This window comes from Staphylococcus parequorum, from assembly GCF_039237145.1.
In the GTDB taxonomy this organism is placed as follows: domain Bacteria; phylum Bacillota; class Bacilli; order Staphylococcales; family Staphylococcaceae; genus Staphylococcus; species Staphylococcus equorum_A.
This window is the reverse complement of the sequence record NZ_CP150682.1, coordinates 598,495-610,287: the sequence shown is the minus strand read 5'-3', so window position 1 is coordinate 610,287 and position 11,793 is coordinate 598,495. Positions and strand designations below refer to the sequence as shown.

Genomic DNA, 11,793 nt, shown 5'->3' with positions numbered 1-11,793 from the left:
CTTAGTACATTTAAAAAGATAAACTTCGCCGTAAAATGCTGTATCAAATTTTAATAATTAGATATGAAATCATGCGGGGAATAAATCTCGTTAATACAATATTTAACGTTACTTGTTAACAATAAGAAAGCAACGCTTACAAAGTATAAAATAATTCATAAACTGCTACCATTTTATTTGCGTGCTTGCTAATTTATTTTACGTTCAAAACAAGGCGAATGCACTTTTTATACAAACTCTTGTATACGAAGTTATTATACGCATATAAAAACTCAAGTCAAATCGACTTTTCAATCGGTAATAACTGTATATAAAAGTATCTTTATACAAATTAGGCTTACTTAATGTATAAAGATATGGCACAATTCATTCGCCTTCAGTCCTATAGATAAAGTCCATAGCGTGTCATTTTACGATGTTACTCATTTATTCATTAAAAGTATATTCACATTAAATATCACTTTTACGCTTAATGGCCTTCAAACGTTGTAACACCAACACTTTCAGCCAATTCATCGCCTTTCAAATCACAAATTTACCCTTATTTTACTTTTTTATTGTATTTATACACAAATGAAGCAGTATCTACAAGGAATTGTGTTTAATCCATTCAGATACTGCTTTTTATGATGTTACTCAAATATATAATTATGCTTTTAGTAAGGTGATTACATAAATAAATCTAGTATTAGAACAACAATTAATCCAGTAATTGATGTCGTCAATAATAAGACGCCCCATGTTTTAAAAGTGTCTTTTATTGAAATATTAAAGTATTCTTTAAATAGCCAAAATGAAGCATCATTTACGTGTGTAATGGTATTACTACCTACCGCAGTAGCAAGAACCATAAGCACTGGACTTACGTTAAATGTAGGGATCAGTGGTCCTACAATACCTGCTGCAGTAATCGCTGAAACTACACCTTGCCCAGTAGCAATACGAATTAACGCTGTAATGAGCCAAGCCATGATAAGTGGTGAAATATTAGTATCTTTCATAATGTCTGCTATATAGTTCCCAACATTAGCTTCTAATATAACTTCTTTGAACGCACCACCTGCACCGACTATGAATATAATCGTTGCAACACCTTTCAAGCCAGTTTCAAATGTCTTCATCATGTCATCCATATTTTTACCTTTTCTAAGACCGAAGATAACAATAGCAGTTAAAATAGCAATAATAAGACTGATTTCTGCACTTCCTATAAATGTCACAGCTTCATGTAATAATGTATCTTCAGTTATAAATAAACTTAGAATTGTTGAAATAGAAATTAAAATAGCAGGAATAAGTGGTATAAATAAACTCATTCCAAAACTTGGCATTTCACTTTCAGAAAAAACCTTGTTCTTTTTTAATAACGGAGGTACTGGGTAATCCATTTTCTTCATAAACTTAGGCAATACAACACCAGCCATAATTACACTAGGTACAAAGACAATAATGCCTAATATATAAACCATACCCATATCTGCATTGTAAGCATCTACAAGTGCAGTTGGCCCTGCTTGAGGTGGGAATATACTATGAGATAGTGTCGTGGCAGCAACCATAGTAATAGCTAACTTCATAAATGGTGTTTTTGCTTCCACAGCAATACTAATTACTAATGGTGCTAAAATCATAAATGCCACTTCATAAAATACAGAAATCCCAAATACAGCACCTACAATAATTAATGCCCAATGCACATGTTTAGCACCAAATTTATTTATAAGTGTTGATGCAATGCGTTGTGCTGCACCTGAATCCACCATTAATTTACCAAGTACTGCACCAAATCCAATAATAAGTGCAAGACTTCCTAACGTTGATCCTAATCCTTCTTTAATCGTGTCTAATATTGCAACAGGTTTCATCCCGTTTATAAAACCAACCACTATTGCTGAAAAAATGAGTGCTAGAATACTATTGATTTTGAGCTTAATATTTAAGAATAATAGTAAGGCAACCCCTATTACGAGTGAAATGAGTGGTAGATGTTCGCTTAAAAATGACAATTTCATGTCCTCCCATCCCTTAATAACTTATGAAAGCGAATTCACAATTCCTAATTATAATAGATTTAATTAAAAATAACAACGTTGTTATTTAAAAATTGCATTTAATTTAATTTCTCAAAAGGTATTCAACATATTAATATAAAAATAAAAGCATACCCGTCACTGTATATAAGTCGCTTTATAACAATAACGGATATGCTTTTTAATTTTATTTATGATACGTATCAAAATGCCATTGCTTATCTTTCAGAATATCTCTATAGAACGGATCAGTGCCGATCACTTTAATGCGATCTGCTAACGCTTCTACTTCGTCTAAATGATGTGTGGTTAATATAATCAGACATTGTGCTTTCATTTTATTGAGCAAGCTATGAATATCATATCTTGATTTCAAATCTATACCTACAGTTGGTTCATCTAATATTAATATTTGCGGGTTGCTTAAAAGTCCTATTAATACATTCACTTTTCTTTTCGTGCCACCTGATAGTTTCGACACAGCAACTGTTCTATCTGTTAAATGAAGTTGGGAAGCATACTGGTTTATCGTGTCTTCGGTTATAGGATTTTTGCATAATGCCTTAAAGCAATTGATATTTTCATTTACTGTCATGTGTTCAAATAACGCAATATCTTGAGGTACATAACCGATCATATCTTGAAGTTGCTTTTTTGCAACTTGGTCACCAAAGTAAGTAATATTGCCATAATCCGCTTCCTCTAATCCTGAAACCATTCTTAACAAAGTGGATTTTCCAGCCCCATTTTCACCAAGTAAAATAGTTAACTGTTTATCTTCAAATGTCATATCTAGCGATTCAAAGATGCTTTTACTACGGTAATGTTTTTTGATATTTTGTAATTCTATCATCTTATCACTCCTATAATTGTATGAAGATATAAATTAAACCCATCACCAGTGCATATATAAGTGTCATAAATAGTCTATGACTTAATGTATTTACTTTAAATAATAGCCAAGCTACGCCTAATTCATAAATTAAAATAACCCATAGCGATTTCACATAAAACATCAACGATAAATTTTGCTGAAACACGACTGCTGTCACACTTAATAAAACCATTAATATCATAGTATGTGCAATAACATATGTGCCAAACAATTTAAGGCGACTATAGCGGAACATAAACAGTCTTGCCAGCGCACCATTTTGTTTCAATCTTTGATGTAACACAATTTGAACACTGCTGACGCATAATAAAATTGCAAAGACAATACTTAATGATATAGAAGTATTAGAACTGTGATTAATAACATAATGCGCAATCTTTGATTCTGGTGTTTCTTGATTTAATTTTCTATTAACTGCTTTTAACGAAGTATCTTGATCATTATCTTCTAAGTGCGACTTCACTATATTAGGTATTTGCTGTTCATACAAAGAACGACTAATCATTTCTAACGTAATATCTCCAATAAAGTCATCTCTGCCATATAGGGTTAGTGCATCTTTTAAATGATTACTATGCAACTTGTCACTATAATTTTCTGGTATTTGCAAACTGACTACCGCTTCTTTTCTAGTAACGCGTTCCTCAATGTATGCTTCCTCAAGCGGCACATGCTCTACTTGCACAAATTCATTGCCATCTATAGCTTCAATCAAATTTTTAGATGCTGACGAACGTTCTTGATCTTGGACTGCCACTGGTATTTGAAACGATTGATTGAGTGTCTTATATACGCCCCACACCGCTAATAAGGTACATAATAATAGTAGCGCTAGTAACACGTATTGTTTCCACTGTTTTACAATTACGATAAAAAGGTAAGGTTGAATCATTTACGATACCTCCCAACAATGACAAATATTAATACAACAAATGATAATAGAAAGCTAATATAAAACATGAGCGGCGTTTCTAAAATGTAATTATTTAATATGATTTCCAACATTTGATTTGTTACAAAACTAAATGGTTGTACCGTGAAAATACCATTGAATAAATGCTTGAAATATATAGTAGGTATGATTAGACCTGATAGTAACAATATGATAATGCTGAATATACTTTTCAAAATATAATTCATCCATTTAGATGATATTAAATCAATAATCGTCAGCCAGATTATCAACATCAAGATATAATATATGAGTTGAATCACTACAGTAGACCAATTGTAGCTTTCAAAATCATTCGGCAATACATTGAGCATCCAAAACAAGCCAACTACAGCCCAGATACTTGTATAAAATAATGTAAATAAACTTCGAATAAGCGTCAGTTTCTCAAATGAAAAATGATACATACTTAACCTAGATTTCAGTGCTGTTACTTGATTCATTTTTAAAATTGAAAATAATGATAAAGCGAAGATAAAAATAGACGCTAAATAGCCGGTTATCACATAATAGCTCGCAGTATCGTATATTTGTACAGGTTTATAATCAAATCCACCTGTACGATTTAACCCTGTAAACAATAAGTCTGTTAATAAAAGCATCGTGTCTTCTTTTCCTGCATCCTCTGCAAGTGATGTATAAGCGAGTCCCCCACCCATAGACAACATGAGTCGATTGTACACTGAACCTGTTAATTGATTAATAACTAAACTTTTAGTCGATTGTTTATCATATGTATAAACTGAAATAGGCAAGTTACCATTTTTATAAAATGACTTAGTCATTCCTTTTTCAAACACATAGTATCCTTCTAACTTCTGAGCTTTTAACAATTGGTGTGCTTCGTGTTTATTATAGCGCTTGATACTAATATCTTTGCCTAAGTTTGTCCCATCGCCCATCGATTTAAGTATTAATGCAGTTTCTGTCGATTGATCGCGATCTACAACACCAATTCTAAATTTGGAATCATCTTGATTAAATTGTTGTATGACAAGTAAGGTTGAAAACAAACCAATGATAATTAACACTAAATATAAAAATAAATGCCATTTTTTCAATAAAAAAGAGTGGTAAATGCGAAACAATTGTAATGTTCTCATTTAACCACTCCTTTCATTAATATTTTAGTTTAGTTTAAATTCTTGCAATGCTTATTTATCTTCAAGATCTTTCACAACATCTTTCAAGATGTCTCCAGCATTATCAGAAATTTCTTTTTGTAATTTACTGAAGTCACTTTTAGACATTGTATTTAAGTCTTTCGCACCAGCTTTATCAAACTTAATGTCTTCTTTAAGTTTAGTTTCGCCTTTGATGTTAACTGTAACAGGTTCATATTGAACTTCTGTAGTAATGTCGAGATCTTGTTTCTGTGAATTATTCTTCACATCAGTCTCTAATTTATTTTCATATTCAATTGTAGTTTCATCGTAGTTTGCACTGATTTCGACATCGCCTTTATCAGTACGTTTGTTACCGTCCACTGTTTCTTTATTTGTAACTTTGATATCTGATTCTTTAATACCATCATCAAAACCTAAAGTATATTTATCTTCATACTTATCATCATCTTTTGTTGACTCACCTTTAAGCGAAATCTTAGCCTCATCAGCAGATACGTTATAATCCATAACTAACTTGTCATCCTCGATTAGACTTGTACCCTCTAATTTAATTTCAGCACCGCTGTTATCTTTCAATCTTAAATCACGTTTAAGAATTTGATTATCATCTTCCCATATTACAGATTTAATACTTGGGAATTCATCTTTATCAGCATCTTTCACTTCTTCTAAAGCTTCATCAATTGAATCATCATATTCTTCAGCATTAAATTGGTCTTCTGCAATGCCTTTAATATCTTTATCTTCTTTAGCTTTTTCTAAAACTGCTGTCAAAATTGATTTCGTTTCAGCTTTGCTAATATTCATTGTTACTTTATTCGTATCTTTCTCTTCGCCATCCACATCGATCTTATCGTCTTCTTTTTCAAAATTATCATCATCAAGTTTATCGATAATTAATTCACTATAGCGTTCACTAATTTTCTCAACTTTTTCTTGTGAAATTTGTGTACCAGATAATAGAGAATTTAAATTCAATGTATCATTCGTGATTGCTGAATTGTTGCTGTTCATACTTGATGAACTACTTGAAAAACTGCTTGACGAACTAGTTGATGAACTATCCACTGTTTCACCCGTTAATTTTTCATAAACATCTACGAGTTCATCATTTTTAGCTTTGTAAACATCATCTAAAATTGGTGCTGAGTAATATTGATTGTCCTTATCTGCTGCCCATTGAAACTCCCCAATTTCATTGTCGGCTACAGTAGGGTTTAATGCTAGTACTGACTTTTCGTTCTCTGGATCATGTCCCATTTTAAATCCTAACCCAGAAGCATCTATTGCAGATTTTGGTATATCAGATGATTTAAGTAATTTCTCTGGTACATCTGCACTTGCATCTAAACTAATTAAATATGACTCATCTTTCATTTTGTCTTGAAATTTAAATTCATTTTCAAAACGGTCCTCAGCGTATTCTTGCATTTGCTTAGCGGTTTCTTGCTCACTTAATAAATATGTGTTCTTCGGTGAATTTTTCATGAAATAATAAGTAGCTGCACCACCTATCCCAACAACGAGTAACACCCCAATAACGACTGCTATGACAATCTTCACTGTCTTTGACATATCGTCCAACCTCCCATAAACTTTTATTTCTTTTATAATATCACAAAACTTATAATATTAATTAATTAATTTGATAATTTTTATAATTTTTTACATATTTTTAAATTATATATTTATACTTTTTATACCAATGATATTATTTAATTAAGTGCAATATATTGTGCTTAATTAACGATTGTACAAATTATTACAAATCACTCTTATAGATTCATCACATAAAAAAGACGCAATGCCCATGAATAAGCATTGCGTCCTTTCGAAATTATTTAATTCTTATAATTCACTTTATTAATCTTTTTTAACTTCATCTTCCCACCAAAGTGCATCTTTAGGATTTTGAATGACGTCTTCATAATCTTCTTGGTTTTCAACGTTTGGATAATTTCCTCTCAATGATTTATTTGATGTTGATTTAAACATTGTTAAGAAAATAATAAGTCCGATGACGTTAATAAACATCAAATAATATGAAGGTGAAATTTCTTGACCTGTCGTTTGTACTAACATTGATAGAATAAATGGTGTCAAACCACCAAATATTGCAGCACCGATATTATAAACAAGTGACAAGGTACGTAATCTCACTTTTGTATGGAACATACTTGGTAACACTGATGGCATTACGCCTTCAAATGTAGACATGAATAGTGCGATGATAAATAATCCTAAGATAACGACTGGTATCATTGGAATACTCATGAGCCAGAAAGCAAGCACAGAGAATAAACTAAAGCCAATTAAACCAAATAAAATCGTCTTCTTATTACCAACTTTATCACTGTACCAACCAAAGAAAAATACGGCTGGTATCATTACTAACATCGTGACTGTACTCAGTATAGAACTCATGGTGCCCCCTAAGTTAATGGTTGAGTTTAAGTACGATGGCATAAAGGATAGCACCATGTAGTTAGCCACATTTAAGAATGCTACACCAGCGAAACAAACGATGATATCTTTCCAATAATATTTAAATATATCTAAATAAGAATATTCTAATTCTTCTTGTTCTTCTAATGTCGATTCATAAGCAGGACTTTCGTCTAATCCTGTACGCAAGAAGATACCTACAATACCTAATGGCGCAGCAAGGATAAATGGAATTCTCCAACCCCAGTCTGCCATTTGTTGATCGCTTAACAATGCATACATAAGACCAGCTAGAACTGCCGCCATAATACTACCTGCGAGTGTACCAATTTCTAGTCCACTACCTAACTTACCACGTGCTTTATCTGGTGATGATTCTGCTATGTACGTCATCGCACCAGCGTACTCTCCACCAGTTGAAAATGACTGAATCATACGTACTACAAGTAATAGAATTGGCGCCCATATACCGATTTGATCTTGCGTTGGTAGTAACCCAAGCATCAATGTTGAAGCTGCCATAAGTAATATTGTTGATGATAATACAACTTTCCGTCCATATTTATCCCCTATATGACTGAAGAAGATACCACCAATCGGTCGTACTATAAATGCAAAAGCAAATACAGCAAATGTAGATACAATTTGCATCTCTTGCGGTAAATTACCAAAGAAATTGGCACTTATAACTACCGCTAATTGCGCATATAGCCCGAAGTCAAACCACTCAATTGCGTTACCAATACCTGTGGCAACCACACTTTTTTTAGCTTGATCGGAATCTACCCTATTAACTTTTTCTTTTTTAAACTTCACAAAAAAAACACCCCTTAATTTTTGTCTATCAATATAACATAACATAACCTGTGCACAAATTTTTAAACAATTTAAATTTAATGTTCCATGTATTTTGCGTTTAAAATGCATAAATACTTATATATCAAAACGATACAGCACCCTACTTTATTCTCTATATTTATTATAATTACCATAGCATTGGACTTCATGGATTAAAAAATAAGATCAATTAGATAAAATTAATTCATTTTAAATCACATTATGTTATATAAATACTTTTTACAACTCAAAAATCATTCTTAAATTAATTATTCAGAACGAAACATATTGATTTCTTTGGTATAATAGCCTCATAAAAATGAACATATGGAGGCACTCAAGTTATGAAACAAATTTATTTTAACCATGATGGCGGCGTAGATCACCTCATCTCTTTATTTCTTTTAATACAAATGGATGATGTAGAGCTTATTGGTGTAAGCGCAATTGGCGCAGATAGTTATATCGAACCAGCAGTAAGTGCATCTCAAAAAATAATTAACCGCTTCTCCGACCAACCAATACATGTGGCCGCTTCAAAAGAACGTGGTAAACATCCTTTTCCAAAAGATTGGCGAATGCATGCATTTTTTATGGATGCATTACCTATTTTAAACGAATCATCAAACCAACAATCTTTGTTATTAAAACAGCCTGCTTACCGAGATATTATAGATAAATTACAAGACCATTCTCAAAAAGTCACTTTACTTTTTACAGGACCCTTAACAGATTTAGCCAAAGCTATCACAGTAGAGCCTACTATTGTTCAGAATATCGACCGCCTTGTGTGGATGGGTGGTACATTTTTAGATAAAGGTAATGTAGAAGAACCTGAACATGATGGTACAGCTGAATGGAATGCTTTTTGGGATCCTGAAGCTGTTCAAATTGTGTTTGATACGGATATCAAAATAGAAATGGTAGCTTTAGAAAGCACGAATCAAGTGCCTATGACATGGGATGTTAGACAAGCATGGGCTAACGAACGTCATTATCCTGGTGTAGATTTCTTAGGTGTAAGCTATGCTGCTGTCCCACCATTAACACATTTCCAAACGAATTCTACTTACTTCTTATGGGATGTATTAACAACAGCTTACATTGGCATGCCTGAACTCGTTCACCAACATAGCGTAAATGTATCTGTACATACTGAAGGTGCCAGCCAAGGCCAAACGTATATTGACAACTTAAATGGTAGAGCTATTTCAGTTGTTGACCACGTTGAACATGATGCTTTCTTCAAATACATCACTGATTTAGCTAAAAAAGTCATACGTTAAAAAGTAAATACTAGTTTTACTAATATAAAAAAGAGGGATCTCCAATTTTTGGAAGATCCCTCTACTCATTAAATATTATTAACAGACACATATATTAGTAACTATCCGGAGTTAAATATTGTTTATCGATGACATCTTTAGTAATTGTTTCTAAACGCTGTTTCGTAACGTCATTTTCGTGATCATAGCTTAATGCGTGTCGTTTTGCTAACTTATCATCGTATCTTTTGAGTGGATACATTTTAAAACTATGTCTTGTGTTGTCATCTAGCGGATGAGCTATTTCATAATGCGTAATTAAAGATTGCCATTTAACATCTTTAATCGTTACACCCTTGGGCAATTTCTCAATATTAAAACGAATATTACCCCCTAATACATTACTTTCATCACCAGTAGTTTGCCCATTCAAAAAATTTCCCAGGGAATAAGCTACAAGTGTCTTATGATTGTCTTTACCTTCTACCCATTCTATAGGTTGGATGACGTGAGGATGTGTCCCAATTACAACATCTACTCCTGCATTTGCAAATACTTCAGCATATTTTTTCTGTTTGCGCGTTGGTTTATGTTTACCTTCACTTCCCCAATGTGCCGACACAATAACCGCATCACTTTGTGTTTTAGCTTTCGCTACATCTTTTTTAATCTGAGCTTCATCAAAATAGTTGATATGATACGGTTTTTCAGGAGAAATATCATTTGTGCCATATGTATAACTTAATAGTGCAACTTTGATTCCATTCCTCTCAACAACGGGTATATGGTTTCTCTCTTTTTGTGAATTAAACGCGCCAGTATATAAAATATCGTCAAATTTTCCCCATAAATTTATCTCATTCAGCAATCCATCGGTCCCTTGATCAAGCGCATGGTTATTCGAACCATTAACGATGTCAAACCCCACATCAACGATATCATCCGCTATATCCGTCGGCGTATTAAATTGTTTGAAGCCTGAAAATCCTTTTTCATCTCCACCAATTGGTGATTCTTGATTTATATACGAAATATCCGCAGATTTAATGTCTTCTTGTAAGTATTCATACATAGGTTTAAAGTCGAAACTATTATCATCTTGTAATGCATCCTGATAAACTACTGGATGGATTAAATTATCTCCAACTGCATAAAATGAAATTTTATCTACTAATTGCTTTTGGTCTTGCAAGCATAGTCCACTAAAAAATATAAAAACAGTAAATAACAGTGTCATCATTATTTTATATTTCCACATAGCTTTCCCCCTTTGACCATTTCAAAAAACATTCATATTACATATATTAATTCTATTATAATTAAATATCTCAATTTATTATAGAGTATTTACAATAAACTCAAACTTCTTTAACAATATAATAATTGGGGCTCAGACATAAATTTATGTCTCAGCCCCAATTGGATTCAGCTTATAATATTATACGTGCTTAGTAATTGTTTCTGCTGGTAAACGATATGAACCATGAGCAGGATTTTTTGCTTTTCCTATCGCTATAATCATGACAGGTTCATAACGTTCTGAATCTATATCAAAGGTTGTTGCTATTTGATCACTTTCAAATCCACCTATTGGATTCGTATCATAACCATAAGCTCTGGCAACTAACATGAATTGCATAGCAGCTAGACTACCATCAATTTTTATAATATCGTTCATTTCACTTTTTTCTAAACTTCTATAGAAAGGTAATACTTTCCCAAGCAATTCATCTTTCACATCTTCGGGCATTAACCCTTGCTTAACAGCGTTACTATAGATTTCTTCACCGTATTCATGACTTTGCATATCCCCAAAGATAACTACCATTGCGGACGAAGTATCATTTTGACGTGTATTAAAACGTATAAGTGGACGTAATTTATCTTTACCTTCATCACTTTCTACAACTAAAAAGCGCCATGGTTGCATATTCACTGATGACGGTGCTTTTGTTGCTTTTTGAATCATTTCATCCATTTCTGAAGTTGGTATTTTAACTTGCTCATCAAAAAGTTTTACAGATTTTCTATTCATTACTATATCTTCAAAGTCGTTATTAATCATTATTCATTTCTCCTTAACTATTTTTAACAAAATCAAATTATACTCAATTTATTTATATTTACAAATCATCTGTTTGAGAATGAAATAAATAGTAACGAGAACTTAAATAATCATGAACAATACTTCATCAGAAACTTAATATAAGGATACGTTTTTCAAAAAATCTATTATACTCTT

At 32.4% G+C, this 11,793-nt stretch carries 9 protein-coding genes; 1 reads left to right on the top strand and 8 read right to left on the bottom strand.

Annotation, left to right across the window (positions count from 1 at the left end):
• Positions 1-668: 668 nt before the first annotated feature.
• The 6 genes from AAA453_RS02730 to AAA453_RS02705 form a co-directional block, all read right to left on the bottom strand.
• Positions 669-2,006: a gluconate:H+ symporter gene (locus AAA453_RS02730; RefSeq protein ID WP_069817794.1), complete on the bottom strand. Its 1,338-nt coding sequence runs from the start codon at positions 2,004-2,006 to the stop codon at positions 669-671.
• A gap of 211 nt (positions 2,007-2,217) precedes the next feature.
• On the bottom strand, positions 2,218-2,883 hold the full coding sequence (locus AAA453_RS02725) for an ABC transporter ATP-binding protein (RefSeq protein ID WP_427706097.1): 666 nt from the start codon (positions 2,881-2,883) through the stop codon (positions 2,218-2,220).
• Positions 2,884-2,893: 10 nt separating this feature from the next.
• The gene (locus AAA453_RS02720) at positions 2,894-3,817 is read right to left on the bottom strand and encodes an ABC transporter permease (RefSeq protein ID WP_427706095.1); all 924 of its coding nucleotides are present in this window, start codon (positions 3,815-3,817) and stop codon (positions 2,894-2,896) included.
• Positions 3,814-4,980 (bottom strand): ABC transporter permease, encoded by a 1,167-nt coding sequence (locus AAA453_RS02715; RefSeq protein WP_427706093.1) that lies wholly within the window; start codon positions 4,978-4,980, stop codon positions 3,814-3,816. Before AAA453_RS02715 ends, AAA453_RS02720 begins: the two co-directional genes overlap by 4 nt.
• Positions 4,981-5,031: 51 nt before the next feature.
• Positions 5,032-6,579 carry a hypothetical protein gene (locus AAA453_RS02710; protein ID WP_427706091.1) on the bottom strand — a complete coding sequence of 516 codons (1,548 nt, stop codon included), beginning with the start codon at positions 6,577-6,579 and terminating at the stop codon, positions 5,032-5,034.
• A gap of 288 nt (positions 6,580-6,867) precedes the next feature.
• Complete coding sequence (locus AAA453_RS02705; protein ID WP_069817789.1) at positions 6,868-8,265, bottom strand: MFS transporter; 1,398 nt, start codon at positions 8,263-8,265, stop codon at positions 6,868-6,870.
• Positions 8,266-8,630: 365 nt separating this feature from the next.
• Between AAA453_RS02705 and AAA453_RS02700 the strand changes: the two genes are divergently transcribed.
• The gene (locus tag AAA453_RS02700) at positions 8,631-9,572 is read left to right on the top strand and encodes a nucleoside hydrolase (RefSeq protein WP_427706089.1); all 942 of its coding nucleotides are present in this window, start codon (positions 8,631-8,633) and stop codon (positions 9,570-9,572) included.
• 94 nt (positions 9,573-9,666) lie between these two features.
• Here AAA453_RS02700 and AAA453_RS02695 read toward each other — a convergent pair whose 3' ends face one another.
• Positions 9,667-10,809: a CapA family protein gene (locus tag AAA453_RS02695; RefSeq protein WP_427706087.1), complete on the bottom strand. Its 1,143-nt coding sequence runs from the start codon at positions 10,807-10,809 to the stop codon at positions 9,667-9,669.
• Positions 10,810-10,989: 180 nt separating this feature from the next.
• Positions 10,990-11,616 (bottom strand): nitroreductase family protein, encoded by a 627-nt coding sequence (locus tag AAA453_RS02690; RefSeq protein ID WP_069816595.1) that lies wholly within the window; start codon positions 11,614-11,616, stop codon positions 10,990-10,992.
• Between the last annotated feature and the right edge of the window lie 177 nt (positions 11,617-11,793).